The 14,226-nt window shown below is 69.8% G+C and carries 12 protein-coding genes; 10 read left to right on the top strand and 2 right to left on the bottom strand.

Features of this window, described 5'->3' with window-relative positions:
• Position 1: 1 nt before the first annotated feature.
• Positions 2 to 847, bottom strand: coding sequence for a LysR substrate-binding domain-containing protein (locus tag BWO91_RS12720; RefSeq protein ID WP_079003972.1), 846 nt, complete (start codon positions 845 to 847; stop codon positions 2 to 4).
• A 203-nt stretch (positions 848 to 1,050) separates the two neighbouring features.
• Here BWO91_RS12720 and BWO91_RS12715 point away from each other — a divergent pair, with 203 nt between their 5' ends.
• The 3 genes from BWO91_RS12715 (at position 1,051) to BWO91_RS12705 (ending at position 4,879) form a co-directional block, all read left to right on the top strand.
• Positions 1,051 to 2,364 carry an MFS transporter gene (locus tag BWO91_RS12715; protein WP_079002796.1) on the top strand — a complete coding sequence of 438 codons (1,314 nt, stop codon included), beginning with the start codon at positions 1,051 to 1,053 and terminating at the stop codon, positions 2,362 to 2,364.
• Positions 2,365 to 2,513: 149 nt separating this feature from the next.
• Positions 2,514 to 3,833, top strand: coding sequence for a hemolysin family protein (locus BWO91_RS12710; protein ID WP_079002795.1), 1,320 nt, complete (start codon positions 2,514 to 2,516; stop codon positions 3,831 to 3,833).
• The gene (locus BWO91_RS12705; protein ID WP_064295254.1) at positions 3,830 to 4,879 is read left to right on the top strand and encodes a hemolysin family protein; all 1,050 of its coding nucleotides are present in this window, start codon (positions 3,830 to 3,832) and stop codon (positions 4,877 to 4,879) included. Before BWO91_RS12710 ends, BWO91_RS12705 begins: the two co-directional genes overlap by 4 nt.
• A 75-nt stretch (positions 4,880 to 4,954) precedes the next feature.
• On the opposite strand, the gene BWO91_RS12700 is transcribed toward BWO91_RS12705, so the two are convergent.
• On the bottom strand, positions 4,955 to 6,031 hold the full coding sequence (locus BWO91_RS12700) for an NADH:flavin oxidoreductase/NADH oxidase (protein ID WP_079002794.1): 1,077 nt from the start codon (positions 6,029 to 6,031) through the stop codon (positions 4,955 to 4,957).
• A gap of 140 nt (positions 6,032 to 6,171) precedes the next feature.
• Here BWO91_RS12700 and BWO91_RS12695 point away from each other — a divergent pair, with 140 nt between their 5' ends.
• The 7 genes from BWO91_RS12695 to BWO91_RS12665 all read left to right on the top strand — a co-directional run bounded on the left by BWO91_RS12695 (position 6,172) and on the right by BWO91_RS12665 (position 13,227).
• On the top strand, positions 6,172 to 7,035 hold the full coding sequence (locus BWO91_RS12695; protein WP_079002793.1) for an ADP-dependent NAD(P)H-hydrate dehydratase: 864 nt from the start codon (positions 6,172 to 6,174) through the stop codon (positions 7,033 to 7,035).
• A 149-nt stretch (positions 7,036 to 7,184) separates the two neighbouring features.
• Positions 7,185 to 7,712: an FMN-binding protein gene (locus BWO91_RS12690; protein WP_153303453.1), complete on the top strand. Its 528-nt coding sequence runs from the start codon at positions 7,185 to 7,187 to the stop codon at positions 7,710 to 7,712.
• 20 nt (positions 7,713 to 7,732) lie between these two features.
• A complete protein-coding gene (locus BWO91_RS12685; RefSeq protein WP_079002792.1) occupies positions 7,733 to 8,620 on the top strand; it encodes an FAD:protein FMN transferase in 888 nt (295 codons plus the stop codon).
• 58 nt (positions 8,621 to 8,678) lie between these two features.
• Positions 8,679 to 10,220 (top strand): FAD-dependent oxidoreductase, encoded by a 1,542-nt coding sequence (locus tag BWO91_RS12680; RefSeq protein WP_079002791.1) that lies wholly within the window; start codon positions 8,679 to 8,681, stop codon positions 10,218 to 10,220.
• Between the two features lie 89 nt (positions 10,221 to 10,309).
• Entirely contained in the window at positions 10,310 to 11,539 is a 1,230-nt protein-coding gene (locus tag BWO91_RS12675) for a glycosyltransferase 87 family protein (RefSeq protein WP_079003971.1), read from the top strand.
• Between the two features lie 2 nt (positions 11,540 to 11,541).
• The gene (locus tag BWO91_RS12670) at positions 11,542 to 11,850 is read left to right on the top strand and encodes a thiamine-binding protein (RefSeq protein WP_064295260.1); all 309 of its coding nucleotides are present in this window, start codon (positions 11,542 to 11,544) and stop codon (positions 11,848 to 11,850) included.
• Positions 11,851 to 11,925: 75 nt separating this feature from the next.
• A complete protein-coding gene (locus BWO91_RS12665) occupies positions 11,926 to 13,227 on the top strand; it encodes an MFS transporter (RefSeq protein WP_079002790.1) in 1,302 nt (433 codons plus the stop codon).
• Positions 13,228 to 14,226: the final 999 nt, after the last annotated feature.

Here is a 14,226-nt window from a genome sequence, read left to right as displayed (position 1 = left end):
CTCAGGCGAGCGACCGGTCCATGATGGCCGAGGAGAGCGCCTCCACCGGGCCGGCGGCCGCCAACGGGTTCGCGAGCAGGGTGAAGTCGACGCCGCCCAGGGTCGGGAGTTCCAGCCGGTTGCTCAGCATGACGAGGTCGCTCGGGATCAGGCTGCGCGGGAAGACCGCGACGCCGAGCCCGGCCCGCACCGCCGCGAGGACGCCGTTCACCTCCCGCGTACTGCAGGTGATCCGCCAGGTGCGCCCGGCGGCTTCCAGGGCGTCGATCGCCAGCTGCCGGGAGAGACTCGGGTCCTGGTAGGCGATGAGGGGGACGGGCTGGCCCGGTTCGATGGTGGTCTTCTCGAGACCGACCCAGACCATCGAGTCGGTCCGTACGAGCTTGCCCTCGTTCTGGCCGGGGTGCATCTTGATGAAGATGAGGTCGAGGGCGCCCGCCTTCAGTCGGCGGTACAGCGGCCCGCTCTGGTTCACCGTGAGTTCGAGGTTCAGCTGCGGGTGACCCTGACGGAAGTGTCGCAGGATCCGGGGGAGCTGGGTCATCGCGAGGTCGTCGGCGGCCCCGAAACGGAGGCGACCGCTCATCGCCGAGCCGGTGAAGTAGCTCTCCGCCGAGGCGTGTGCAGCGAGGATGGTCCGCGCGAACCCGGCCATCGCATCACCGTTGTCGGTCAGGCGGACCGCCCTCGTGTCCCGGACGACGAGCCATCGGCCGGCGGCCTCCTCGAGCCGTCGGATCTGCTGACTGACCGTCGGCTGGCTCAACCCGAGCTGCGCGGCGGCACGTGTGAAGTTCTTCGTCTCGGCGACGGCCAGGAAGGTGCGCAGCAGGGCGGGGTCGAACATGCGTGAGCCGATCATTCAGGAATCGAATAGGACTGATAGGGATCATCCTGCTCGGAAATGGCCGCGTCGGCAATAGCGTGGACGGGAGCCGACGGCCTCCGCGGCTCCACCCATACGACACGCACTCGACATACGAAACGCTGGCTCTCTCCGTGACCCCTCCATCCGACACCGCCGTCGCTCCGCCGCCGCCCACCGCCCCCATGCCGATCGTGGGGGAGCGTCCCGCCTGGCGGGACACCTTCTCCTCGCTCCGCGTCCCGAACTTCCGGCTCTTCACGATCGGGCACATCGTCGCGACGACCGCGATCGGGATGCAGCGCATCGCGCAGGACTGGCTCGTCCTCGAGCTCTCCGGAAGCGTCGCCGCCGTCGGGATCACGGTCGCGATGCAGTTCGCGCCCATGCTGCTGTTCGGACTGCTCGGCGGCGTGATCGCGGACCGCTACTCGAAGCGCGTGCTGCTCATGATCACGCAGTCGCTCGCCGCCGTCCTCGCGGTCGCGCTGTCGATCCTGACGCTCAGCGGCGCGGTCGAGGTGTGGCACATCTACGTCATCGCCTTCATGCTCGGCCTCGTCACCGTCGTCGACAACCCGGCGCGACAGGTGTTCGTGAACGAGCTCGTGGGCCCGGCCAGGCTGCGGAACGCCATCAGCCTCAACTCCGCCGTCTTCCAGCTCGGGCAGCTCGTCGGTCCGGCCGTCGGCGGTGTCCTCATCACCGCCGTCGGTTCCGGGTGGTCCTTCGCGATCAACGCCCTCGCCTGTTCCGGCGTCGTGCTCACCCTGGCGCTCATGCGCGTCTCGGAACTCGTTCCGACCCCGGTCGTCGCGAAGGCGAAGGGCCAGCTCAAGGAGGGGCTCGGCTACGCCATGCGGAAACCGGCCATCCGGTGGACGGTCGTCATGGTCGCGTTCATGTCGGTGTTCGCCTTCAACCTGCCGGTCCTGCTCGCCGCCTACGCCTCGGACGTCTTCGACATCGGCGCGAGCGGCTACGGGTTCCTCAACGCCCTCGTCGCCGTCGGAGCGCTGACCGGGGCGCTCGCGTCGACGAGGCGTGGGGGTGTGGATCTGCGCATCGTGATCGTCGCGGCGGCGGCGGTCGGTGTCCTGCAGGCGGCCGCCGGCGCGATGCCCGTGCTCCTGCCCTTCGCCCTCCTGCTCGTCGCGGGCGGGGTCGCGAACCTCCTCTTCATCACGGCGGCGAACTCGCTCGTCCAGCTGTCGTCCAACGTGGCGATCCGCGGACGGGTGATGTCGCTGTACATCCTCGTGCTGCTCGGCGGGCAGTCGATCGGCGGTCCGCTCATGGGCTGGCTCGTCGAGGTCGCCGGGCCACACGTGGGCATGATCGTCTCGGGTGGGGTCCCGGCGCTCGCCGCGGCGTGCATCGGAGCACGGTTCCTCCTCCTGCGGCGTCGGAAGCGTCGCGCGGCCGAGGATCGCCAGCGGCAGACGGAGGCTGAGAAGAACCCCGGAAATCCGGGGTCCACAGCCGCGGATGTCCGATAGACTCGTCCGCACAATGGACGACCCTCCTTCAGACAGATCCCCCGGCCACCATCCCAGCCCCGTGCTGACCCGATCACGGGAGACGACCGCCCATCAGGGCGACGGATCCCCCACTCCGGCATCGACCGCTCAGCACGGACGGGATCGTCATGTCTGAGTGGATCATGCTCGGCGTCGGCCTCGTACTGACCATCGGCACGGGCTTCTTCGTCGCCTCCGAGTTCGCGCTCGTGAACCTCGACCGCGCCGATCTCGAGGCCCGCCGCGACCGTGGTGAGACCCGCCTGACGATGACGATCGCAGCGCTCAAGATCACGTCGACGCACCTGTCGAGCGCGCAGCTCGGGATCACCCTGACCACCCTCCTCACCGGTTACACCATGGAGCCGGCGCTGTCGTCGATGCTCGCCGGTCCGCTCGGCGCCATCGGGATCCCCGAGGGCGTCGTCGCCGTCGTGGCGACGATCGTCGCGATCACCCTCGCCACGCTGCTCAGCATGATCATCGGCGAGCTCGTCCCGAAGAACTTCGCGCTCGCGTTGCCCCGACAGACGGCCAAGTTCGTCGTCCCGTTCCAGACGGCCTTCACCTGGGTGTTCAAGCCCGCCATCGTCGTCCTCAACGGCAGCGCCAACGGCTTGCTGCGGTCGATGGGCATCGAGCCCAAGGAGGAGCTGTCCGGAGCACGGACGGCCGAGGAGCTGTCGTCCCTCGTGCGTCGATCGGCGCTCGAGGGCACACTCGAGGCCGACACCGCGACCCTGCTCAACCGCACCCTCCGCTTCTCGAGCCACGATGCGTCGGACGTCATGACGCCGCGCCCGCGCATCGCGTCGATCCAGCGCGGCGAACCCGCCCAGGCGGTGCTCGCCCTCGCGAGGTCGACCGGCCACTCGCGCTTCCCCGTCACCGATGCCGACGTCGACGACATCACCGGTGTCGTGCACGTGAAGCAGGCCATCGCGGTCCCGCGCGACCGCCGCGGCGAGGTGCCCGTCTCGGCCCTGCAGTCACCGGCGCTGCGCGTCCCGGAGACGATGAAGCTGGACGTGCTGCTCTCGCAGCTGCGCGGACGCGGCTACCAGATGGCCGTCGTGGTCGACGAGTACGGCGGCACCGCGGGCGTCACCACCCTCGAGGACCTCGTCGAGGAACTCGTGGGCGAGGTCGCCGACGAGCACGACCGTTCGCGTGCCGGGGTGGTCCGCGGACGCGACTCCACGACCTTCCCGGGCAGCCTCCGTCCCGACGAGCTCCTCGAACGCGCCGGCGTGCGCGTCCCCGAGGACGGCCCGTACGAGACGGTCGCGGGCTACGTCATGAGTGAACTCGGACGACTCGCGGTCTCGGGCGACGAGCTCGAGCTCGAGGGCGGCACGCTCCGCGTCGAGCGACTCGACGGCCGCCGGATCGATCGGATCCGATTCACCCCGAGACCCGTCGTGTCGGAGGACGGTGGTGACGTATGAGCGACTGGGCAGGAATCGCCTGGCTCGTGGTGCTGCTGCTCGCCAACGCCTTCTTCGTCGGTGCCGAGTTCGCGGTCATCTCCGCGCGTCGGTCGCAGATCGAACCCCTCGCCGAGCAGGGGAGCCGGAGCGCCAAGACCGCGCTGTGGGCCATGGAACACGCCACGCTCATGTTGGCGACGAGTCAGTTGGGCATCACCGTCTGCTCGCTGCTCATCCTGAACGTCTCCGAACCGGCGATCCACCACCTGCTGGAGGTGCCGTTGGCGCTCACCGGCTGGCCTGAGGAGACCATCGGCACGGTGGCGTTCATCATCGCACTGCTGCTCGTCTCCTACCTCCACGTGGTCTTCGGCGAGATGGTCCCGAAGAACCTCTCCTTCTCGATCCCGGATCGCGCGGTCCTGCTGCTCGCTCCGCCGCTCGTCTTCGTGGCGCGCGTCTTCCGTCCGATCATCGTGTCCCTCAACGCGACCGCGAACGCCGTCCTCCGCCTGTTCCGGGTGGAGCCGAAGAACGAGGCCGCGAGTGCGTTCACGCTGGACGAGGTGGCGACCATCGTGGACCAGTCCACCCGCGAGGGTGTGCTCACCGACTCGACGGGTGCGCTCGTTGCGGCGTTCGAGTTCACCGAGAAGAAGGTCCACGACGTGGCCCTGCCGCTCGGGAGCCTCATCACGCTGACGGAGGAGGCCACCCCCTCGGACGTCGAGCGCGCCGTCGCCAAGTACGGCTACTCGCGGTACGTGATCGTCGACGACGAGTCGGTGCCGATCGGCTACCTGCACCTGAAGGACGTGCTGCGGTACGACGACCTCGACGGCAGTGGCGACGAGGAGCGGCCGGTGCCCGCGAAGCACATCAGGCAGCTCGTGTCGGTGTTCGAGGATTCGGACGTCGAAGACGCACTGACCACGATGCGTCGCTCGGGGGCGCACGTCGCCCGGGTGTTCGACGAAGCGGGCGCCACCACCGGGGTCCTCTTCCTCGAGGACATCATCGAGGAGCTCGTCGGAGAGGTCCAGGACGCCACCCGGCGTCGCTGATCGGACGCCCGAGCCCCGACACGAGGACGGCCCGCACGCGAACGCGTGCGGGCCGTCGTCGTGTCGGGGTAGCGCTCAGGCGCGCGGCTTGGCCCGCTCGTACTGGCCCGGCCAGGCGACCTCCACGCCGAGCTCGGTTGCGGCGCGCAACGCGAAGTGCGGATCACGGAGCGCCTCGCGGGCGACCATGACCGCCTCCGCCTGCCCGTCGGCGACGATGGCCGCGGCCTGCTGGGCGTCGGTGATGAGGCCCACGGCGCTCGTGTCGACACCTGTCGATCCGATGTGCGCCGCGAACGGGACCTGGTATCCGGGGGAGAGCGGGATGCGGACGCCGCCGACGGCTCCACCGGTCGAGATGTCGAAGAAGTCGGCGCCTCGCTCGGCGCACCAGGCGGCGACGGTCGCGGTCTGGTGCTCGTCCCATCCGTCGTCCACCCAGTCCGTGGCCGAGAACCGGACGAACAACGGCAGACCGGCCGGGAGGACCTCGCGAACCGCCTCGACGACGCGGAGGAGGAGCTTGGCCCGGTTCTCGAGCGAGCCGCCGTAGCCGTCCTCGCGGTGGTTGACGAGCGGGGAGAGGAACTGGTGCAGCAGGTAGCCGTGCGCGGCGTGGAGTTCGATGACCTGGAAGCCGGCGTCGACCGACCGGACGGCCGCCGTCCGGAAGTCGTCGACGACGCGGTCGATGCCCTCGTCGTCGAGGGCTTCCGGGACGGCGTAGCCCGGGAAGGCCTCGGGCGACGGAGCGACGGTCGACCAGCCGCCCTCTTCGATCGGCACGCTGCCGTGCCCGTCGGTGCCCCAGGGGGCGAACGTGGAGGCCTTCCGGCCGGCGTGCGCGAGCTGGATGCCGGGGACGGCACCCTGATCGGAGATGAACGCGGTGATCCGTCGCCAGGCGTCGCGCTGTTCGTCGCTCCAGATGCCTGCGTCCTGGGGGGTGATCCGACCCTCGGGGCTGATCGCCGCCGCCTCGGAGATGACGAGGCCGAAGCCGCCCGCCGCGAACTGGCCGAGGTGCATGAGGTGCCAGTCGGTCGGGACGCCGTCCCGGGCGGTGACGCTGTACTGGCACATCGGGGCGATCCACAGGCGGTTGGGGACGGTGAGGTCGCGGATGGTGATCGGATCGAACAGCTGGGGCACGGAACTCCTCGGGTCTCGGGGCGACGGGCGTCGCCACCCGGCTCAACGTCCCCGGGCGCGCTCGGATTCCCGACACCGGGATGACCGACGATCGACGGCTCAGAGCCGGGTCGCCGCGGCGACTGGCCTAGGGTGATGGCATGGCCGAACCGCGACTCTGGACCCCTGCCGACGCACGCGACTGGATCGCCGTGCCCGATGCCGAATCGGACAAGTACTCCCGGGGTGTCCTCGGCGTCGTGACCGGGTCCGACCGCTACCCGGGTGCCGCCGTGATCGGTGTCGAGGCGGCGATCCGCACCGGCGTCGGCATGGTCCGCTACCTCGGAGCGGACCGACCGGCGAACCTCGTGCTGCAGCGACGTCCCGAGATCGTGACGGCGGAGGGGCGCGTGCAGGCCTGGCTCATCGGCTCCGGCATGGACCCCGGCAAGCTGACCCGCGAGGAGAGCTCGCTGCTCGACGCAGCCCTGCACGGGGGCGAGCCGGTCGTCGCCGATGCCGGGTCGCTCCGTCGCGTCGCCGCGGGTGCCCACCAGCGGGCGTTCGGTGTCGACGAGTCGTGGCGCATCGTGGCCACACCCCACGTCGGTGAACTGGCGACCATGTTGAGCGGCCTGGGGAGCCCGGCCGAGGTCGGGGACATCCGCGCCGACCCCGTGTCGTACGCGGCCGACGTCGCCGCCCGCCTCGGCATCATCGTGGTGCTGAAGGGCGGCACGACCCACGTGGTCGCGCCGGACGGCGACGCCATCACGGTCTCCGGCGGATCGCCCTGGCTCGCGACCGCCGGCACCGGCGACGCCCTGGCCGGGATCATCGGGGCGCTCGTCGCCACGAACGCCGAGCGCGTGCTCACCGACCCCGGCTGCCTGGCGAGCGTCGCCGCGAGCGGGGTGCTCCTGCACGCGGCCGCAGGGGACGCCGCCGCAGCCGACGGCCCGCTGGCCGCGCTCGACGTGGCCGAAGCGGTGCGCGGTGTCGTCGATGGTCTCCTCCGCTGAACGAGCGTTCATCGGTGGACGAAGGACAACTCCCAGAACGCTCATAGCTCGCCCATAGGGAAGCTCAGGACACTGGTGCCACCGCGGCGGAGACCTCGCCGCGGCGGCCGCCGCACCGCGGCCCACACATCGCCCGAGGAGATTGAACGATGCGCAACCCCACCACCACCCAGCCTCCCGCCCGCACGCCACGGCTGTCCGTGGCGGCGAAGAAGACGACGTTCGCGGCTCTGACCGGCCTCACCCTCGTCGGCAGCCTGGCCGGTTGCTCGGCGGCCGACGCCGGCAGCTCGACCACCACCACGCAGCCGAGCACCGAGAGTGCGGCGACGCCCGAGGCGACCACCTCGACCGACGCCGCGGCGGGCTCGGGCGCCACCGACTACCAGGACGGCTCCTACACCGCGGACGGCAGCTACCAGTCGCCGAACGGCACCGAGTCGATCACGGTGACCGTCACCCTCGCCGCGGACACGGTCACGGCGGTCGACGTCGTCTCGCACGCCGAGAGCGCGAACAGCAAGCGCTACCAGGCGGAGTTCATCTCCGGGATCGCCGCCGAGGTGGTCGGCAAGGACATCGACAGCCTCAAGGTCTCCAAGGTCGCCGGTTCCTCGCTCACGAGCGGCGGCTTCAACGCGGCCATCGACACGATCAAGACCGAAGCGAAGGGCTGAGCCGCAGGGCCGGACCGACGATGAGCGAGACGACACTGCGCTTCGAGGCGATCGGCACCGGATGGGAGCTCGACACGGCTCTCCCGCTCGAGCCCGAGACCGCCGAGGCCGTCGCCGCGTGCATCGACCGGTTCGACCGGACCTGGTCGAGGTTCCGGGACGACGCGTTCATCGCGCGCTTCGCCGCCGGCCCGGTCTCGACCGCCTTCCCCGACGACGCGCGCGAGGACGCGGTCGCGCTGTTCGACACGTACCGGCGTCTGCACGATGCCACCGCCGGAGCCGTGACGCCGTTCATCGGCACCTCGCTCGAACGGCTCGGCTACGACGCCTCCTACTCGCTCGTCCCCCAGGGCCCGGCGGTGGCCGCCCCGCACTGGGACGACGTGGCCCGGTGGGACGGCGAGGTGCTCGAGACGAGCGTTCCGCTCGTGATCGACATCGGTGCGGCCGGCAAGGGGCGGCTCGTCGACCTCGTCGCGGACCTCCTCCGCAGCCACGGCCACGAGTCCTTCACGGTCGACGCCTCGGGCGACCTGCGTCACGAGCACGGGTCCCGCACGTCGGACCCGCTCCGCATCGCGCTCGAGCATCCGTACGATCCCAGCAAGGCCATCGGGGTCGCGACGATCGACGACGGAGCCCTCTGCGCCTCCGCCACCAATCGTCGTGCCTGGGGCGACGGCCTCCACCACGTCATCGACGGCCGGACCGGCGAACCGACGAGGACCGTCGCGGCGACCTGGGTCACCGCCCGGGAGGCGATGGTGGCCGACGGACTGGCCACCGCGCTGTTCTTCACCGATCACGAGACCCTGGCGGAGGCGTTCACCTTCGAGAGCGTCCGCATGTTCACGTCCGGTCTCACCGACCGGTCCGTCGGGTTCCCCGGCGAACTCTTCACCTGAGTCACGCGCCACAGGGCCCGAGCCCGGTCGGCACCATCTCCCAGAAAGCAGACCGCACATGAACGGCCGTACCGGCTCCTTCTTCGGCACCGTCCTCGGGCGGGTCACCATGTACCGCCTCGTGACGCTGTCACTCGGCACCCTCGCGATCTACGCCTTCGTGCTGTCACTCTTCGGGCAGGTGTTCTACAAGCCGCTCGAGCTCCTCGCCACCCTGGTGACGCTGCTCGTCGTCGGCTACCTGACGAACCGCCTGTTCGGTGCGCTGTTCCAGGTGCAGCCGCACAGCGAGTCGTCCGTCATCACCTCCCTCCTGCTGTTCTTCATCCTGTGGCCGACGAGCGAGCCCACCGCACTGGCCTGGATCGCCCTCGCCGCCACGGTCGCCTCTGCGTCGAAGTACCTGCTCGCGATCAGGGGTCGGCACGTCCTCAATCCGGCGGCCATCGCTGCACTGGTGATGAGCGTGGTGGCGAGCTACGTCACCCTCCCGGGCGTGTCACCGTCGGTCTGGTGGGTCGCCAACCCGTGGCTGCTGCCCGGTGTGGTCATCCTCGGCGGCCTCGTCCTCATCCGGACGAAGCGCCTCACCATGGCGCTCGTCTTCATCGTGCTCTCCTGGGCGCTCGTCACCGTCCGGCTCGTCACCGGCGGTCAAGAACTGGGACCGGCACTGCTGGCTCCGCTCACGTCGTACCCGATCCTCTTCCTCGCGGCGTTCATGCTCACCGAGCCGCTCACGCTCCCGCCGCGGCGCTGGCAGCAGCTCGCCGAGGCGGCGATCGTCGCGGTGCTGTTCTCCATCCCGTTCATGCTCGGCCAGGTGGCGTCGACCCCGGAGCTCGCGCTCATCGTCGGCAACGTGCTCGCGTTCGCCGTCGCCCGTCGTCGGGGGATGCGTCTGACGCTCGAAGGCACCCGCGCCCTCACCCCGACGGCGGTCGAGTACCGGTTCAGCTCGAAGCGGTCGATCCCGTTCGCGGCCGGCCAGTACCTCGAGCTGTCGTTGCCGCACCGCGGAGCCGACGTCCGCGGCTCGAGGCGCGTCTTCAGCATCTCCTCGCCACCCGACGACGACCGCACGATCCGCGTGGCGATGCGTGTGCCCGAGCGGGCCAGCAGCTTCAAGCGGGCGTTGAGTGCGCTGCCGGTCGGCGCGAGCCTCTCGGCGACCGGCGTGTGGGGCGACTTCGTCCTGCCGAAGGACGCGAGCAAGCCGATCCTGCTCATCGCCGCCGGCATTGGGATCACCCCGTTCGCCAGTCAGCTGTCCCGCCTGCACCTCCGCGCCGATCAGCGTGACGTCGTCCTCGTCTACGTCGTGTCAGACGCGCAGGAGCTCGCCTACGCGGCCGAGCTCGAGACCTGGGGGACACCGGTGCTCGTCGTGGGACCGACGGACGACGTCCGGCTGCCGGACGGCTGGCGCGGCCTCGGACCCGGGCGCCTCGACCACGAGCGCCTCGCCGAGGCCGTCCCGGATCTGGCCGAGCGTGAGGTCTTCATCTCCGGGCCGCCCGCGATGATCGAGGCCCTGAAGCCCGCCCTGCGCGGGATCGGCGTCGGACACGTCCGCACCGACGCCTTCAGCGGGTACTGATCAGCAGGCTCGCGGACCCGACCCGCTCGGGCGTCGAGCGAGTGGCGGACGGGTTCCACAGGCGGCGCGAGCCTAGGATGGTCCACGTGATGCGGCGTTGGCTCCTCTGGTGCGGGTTCGGCCTCGTGCACCTCCTCGACGGGTGGCTGTGCCTCGTGGCGGAGGGTCTCCCGCTCGGCGACGTCGTCCTCGTGTACCGGCCGTGGGTGGAACAGGCGACGTCCGGCGGCCCGATCCCCGCCATCGACGAGCCCTGGGTCTATCCGATCCTCGCGATCGTCCCCATGCTGATCCCGCTGCTGCTCGGCAGCGCCGGGTACGGCGTCGGCTGGCTCCTGCTGGTGACCGCGATGAACGCCGGGGCGTTCGCGGTCCTCCTCGGCAACGGCCACTCGCGCCCACGATTGGTCGCGGCATGGTGGTGGCTCGCGTTCCTCCTCCTGCTCGGACCGATCGCGCTCGCCCGGATCGATTCCGTGACCGTCCCCATCGCGATCGTCGGGCTCCTCTGGGTCGCCGGCCGCCCGCGGGTCGCCGCCGTCCTCCTGACGCTCGCCGCCTGGATGAAGATCTGGCCGGCGGCCCTGATCGGCGCGATCGTCCTGGCGCACCGCCACCGCGGACAGGTGCTGATCGCGGCGGCGGCGACGTCGGTCGTGGTCCTCGGGGTCGGCCTCGTGCTCGGCGGCGCGAACGCGGTCAGCTTCGTGACGGAGCAGACCGGACGCGGTCTCCAGATCGAGTCGCCCATCGGCAACGCCTACCTGTGGCTCGCCGTCCTGGGGGTCCCGCAGAGCTTCGTCTACTACGACCGCGACATCCTGACCTTCCAGGTGACGGGCCCGGGCGTCGACACGGCGATCGCCGTCATGACGCCGCTCCTCGGTCTCGCCGTCGCCGGCGCGGTGCTCCTCGGGGTACTCGCAGTGCGGTCCGGGCGCCCACTCGTGCAGGTGCTCGCGCCGTTGTCGCTCCTCTTCGTCCTCACGCTCATCATCTTCAACAAGGTCGGGTCACCGCAGTTCGCGATGTGGTTGGCTGCACCGGTGATCCTCGGGATCGTCCTGCAGCGTCGGCGTTTCCTCGCGCCGGCCGTCCTCGCGGTGATGATCGCCGCGCTCACGCAGCTCGTCTACCCCTACTTGTACCTGTGGTTGCTCAACGTCGACCCGGTCCTCGTGACGGTGCTGACGGTCCGCAACCTCGCCTATCTGGTCCTCGCCGGCTGGGCCGTCCATGCGTTGTTCTCGCCGCGTCACCACGACGAGGACGTCTCCTCGGTCTCCATCCCCGTCCCCGCTCGAACCCACAAGGAGTGACCATGCTCGTCGCCTTCTCCGTCGCCCCCAGCGGCACCGGCAACTCGGACGGTTCCGTCCACGACGCGGTCGCCGCGGCTGTGCGGATCGTCCGCGAGTCCGGCTTGCCGAATCGGACCGACTCCATGTTCACGACCATCGAGGGGGAGTGGGACGAGGTGTTCGCGGTCATCAAGGACGCCACCGAGGCGGTCGGCGCCTACGGCAGCCGGGTCTCGCTCGTGCTGAAGGCCGACATCCGTCCCGGCTACACGGGTGAGCTGACCGCCAAGCTCGACCGGCTCGACGCCGCGCTCGAGAACGACGGCTGAGCCCATCGGGCAGCGGTCGTCCGGTTTCGTCCGTCGGGACTCGAATCGATTCGAGGATTCCCGTACACTCGATCCATGCCCACCATCCTGGACGGGTCGACGCAGCTGTCGCCGACCCGTGTTCGTCTTGCCATCCTCGCGCTCGCCGTCGGGGCCTTCGGCATCGGCACGACCGAGTTCGTGGCGATGGGTCTGCTGCCGAACATCGCGACCGACCTCCTGCCCGAGCTGGCCGCTCGCAGCCAGGAGCAGGCGAACGCGCAGGCCGCGTGGTTGATCACGGCGTACGCGCTCGGCGTCGTCGTCGGTGCGCCGACGATCGCCGCGCTCGTCGCGCGGTACCGGCGCAAGACCGTCCTGCTCTGGTTGGGCGTCGCGTTCACCGTCGGCACGCTCGCGTCGGCGGTCCTGCCGAGCTTCGGCCTCGTCCTGCTCGCCCGGTTCGTCGCGGCGCTGCCGCACGGCGCCTACTTCGGCATGGCCGCCCTCGTCGCCGCGAGTCTCATGGGGCCGGGGAAGCGTGGCAAGGGCGTCGCGCTCGTCATGACCGGGCTGACGATCGCGAACGTCGTGGGCGTGCCGTTCGCGACTTGGGTGGGCCAGGAGTTCGGGTGGCGCTCCGCCTACCTCATCGTCACCGGCATCTTCGCGCTCGCGACCGTGACCATCTGGTTCGCCGTGCCGGTGCAGGCGGGCAATCCGCAGCAGACGATGCGTCGCGAACTCCGCGTCTTCCGGCGCGGCCAGGTGTGGTTCGTGCTCGGGTTCGGGTCGATCGGGTTCGGCGGGCTCTTCGCCGTGTACAGCTATCTCGCGCCCCTCGTGACCGAGGTCGCGGGGGAGTCGGCGACACTCGTCCCATGGGCGCTCGCGACCATGGGGGTCGGCATGACGATCGGCAACCTGGTCGGTGGGCATCTCGCGGACCGTGGGGTGAGGCGGGCCCTGATCGTCTTCTTCGCGCTCATGACCGTGGTCCTGACGGCCCTGGCGCTCACCGCGACGTGGACTCCGACGATGTTCCTGTTCGTCTTCGCCGTCGGCTTCGCCTCGCAGGGCCTCGGCCCGGCCATCCAGACGAGGCTCATGGACGTCGCCGGCGACAGCCAGTCCCTCGCTGCAGCGCTCAACCACTCGGCGCTCAACATCGGCAACGCGCTCGGGGCCTTCCTCGGCGGTGTGGTCATCGCCGGTGGCCTCGGCTACCTCGCCCCGGTCTGGACCGGTGTGGTGCTGACCGTGATCGGCCTCGGGATCGTCGTCACGAGCTTCTCCGTGGAGCGTCGGCAGCTCAGGCGTGAGCTCCTCCGCGCGAATGATGTCGAGGAGCGCAGGATCGCGGACCGCAACCCGCCGACGGCGCCGATCCCTGTCTGACTCGCTCACGTCTCAGGTTTACATCTAGAATTTCAAGTTCATAAATTCTACGCTGGTGGAGTCGAACCGATGTCCGCAACGGTGCGGGCATCGCGAGATCCTCTCATCGACAGGATGGATTGAGCTCATGGTGGAGAGAAGCACTCGCGCGGCAGCCGGGAACGGCCGGATGGGTCGCGGCGTCGTCGTCGCGCTGCTGTGCATTGGAGGAGGACTACCGCTCGTCGCAGCGACGACCGCTCCGCAGGTTGCGAGCGTGCTGTGGACAATGTCCCTCGGGTGTTTCGTCGCGGCGGCGGCGTGTGTTGGACGCGTTCGAGGAGCACGAGGATGAAGGGGCAACGATCAAACCGAGCAGCAATGTTGGCTACGCTGGTCGTGATTGCTCTTTCTTCTCTCGGCCTCAATGCCGCACCCGCGGCAGCGGAAACGATCCCGGTGGCGGACGTTTCAGCTTTTCTCCACAGCGCAGCGGCGCAGACGCCGACCGTGGTCACTGACGAGGTCGAGCGCGTTTCTCTGACCTCGACGGCGCGAGAGCACATGGACATTCGGGGCCACGGGGCACCTGCGCTCGGCGAGGAGAGTGTTCTGGATCTTGTCGATGGAAACTCGGCGGTGAGGTTCCCGATGGAGGGGCAGGGAATCGCTCCCTTGTCGAGTTTCACCGTGTTGTTCGACTCCGAAGGCGCGTTTGTGCACACGGTTGAGCTCGAGTTCGTCGACGACCTGGCGGGCGGAGGGTCGCTGACAGCCTGGCAGGACGGAGAACTGACGTTCACTGACTCGATTACTGCCAGGGAGGCGGCGCAACTCGTCGGGGGAAGCGGGGATGTTGCGGGCAGCGGCGATTGGTGGGGCGAATTGAATTGGTGCCTCGGCCAGCAGGGAGTGGCTGCTTGGGCGCTCGCCTTGTTGTCGACCCTCTGCGCGGCTGCGTGCATTGTCACGTTCGGGATCGCGTGCGCCGCGTGTATCGCTGCAGCGATCGGCATTTCC

The organism is Plantibacter flavus (genome assembly GCF_002024505.1).
Taxonomy (GTDB): domain Bacteria; phylum Actinomycetota; class Actinomycetes; order Actinomycetales; family Microbacteriaceae; genus Plantibacter; species Plantibacter flavus_A.
The sequence above is the reverse complement of the archived record's forward strand: the minus strand, read 5'-3'. Positions and strand labels throughout refer to the sequence as shown.

Bases quoted from the DNA above. Each gene is read 5' to 3' on its own strand.
- BWO91_RS12720 (WP_079003972.1), bottom strand. From the start codon at position 847: ATGTTCGACCCCGCCCTGCTGCGCACCTTCCTGGCCGTCGCCGAGACG.
- BWO91_RS12715 (WP_079002796.1), top strand. From the start codon at position 1,051: ATGCCGATCGTGGGGGAGCGTCCCGCCTGGCGGGACACCTTCTCCTCG.
- BWO91_RS12710 (WP_079002795.1), top strand. From the start codon at position 2,514: ATGTCTGAGTGGATCATGCTCGGCGTCGGCCTCGTACTGACCATCGGC.
- BWO91_RS12705 (WP_064295254.1), top strand. From the start codon at position 3,830: ATGAGCGACTGGGCAGGAATCGCCTGGCTCGTGGTGCTGCTGCTCGCC.
- BWO91_RS12695 (WP_079002793.1), top strand. From the start codon at position 6,172: ATGGCCGAACCGCGACTCTGGACCCCTGCCGACGCACGCGACTGGATC.
- BWO91_RS12690 (WP_153303453.1), top strand. From the start codon at position 7,185: ATGCGCAACCCCACCACCACCCAGCCTCCCGCCCGCACGCCACGGCTG.
- BWO91_RS12685 (WP_079002792.1), top strand. From the start codon at position 7,733: ATGAGCGAGACGACACTGCGCTTCGAGGCGATCGGCACCGGATGGGAG.
- BWO91_RS12680 (WP_079002791.1), top strand. From the start codon at position 8,679: ATGAACGGCCGTACCGGCTCCTTCTTCGGCACCGTCCTCGGGCGGGTC.
- BWO91_RS12675 (WP_079003971.1), top strand. From the start codon at position 10,310: ATGCGGCGTTGGCTCCTCTGGTGCGGGTTCGGCCTCGTGCACCTCCTC.
- BWO91_RS12670 (WP_064295260.1), top strand. From the start codon at position 11,542: ATGCTCGTCGCCTTCTCCGTCGCCCCCAGCGGCACCGGCAACTCGGAC.
- BWO91_RS12665 (WP_079002790.1), top strand. From the start codon at position 11,926: ATGCCCACCATCCTGGACGGGTCGACGCAGCTGTCGCCGACCCGTGTT.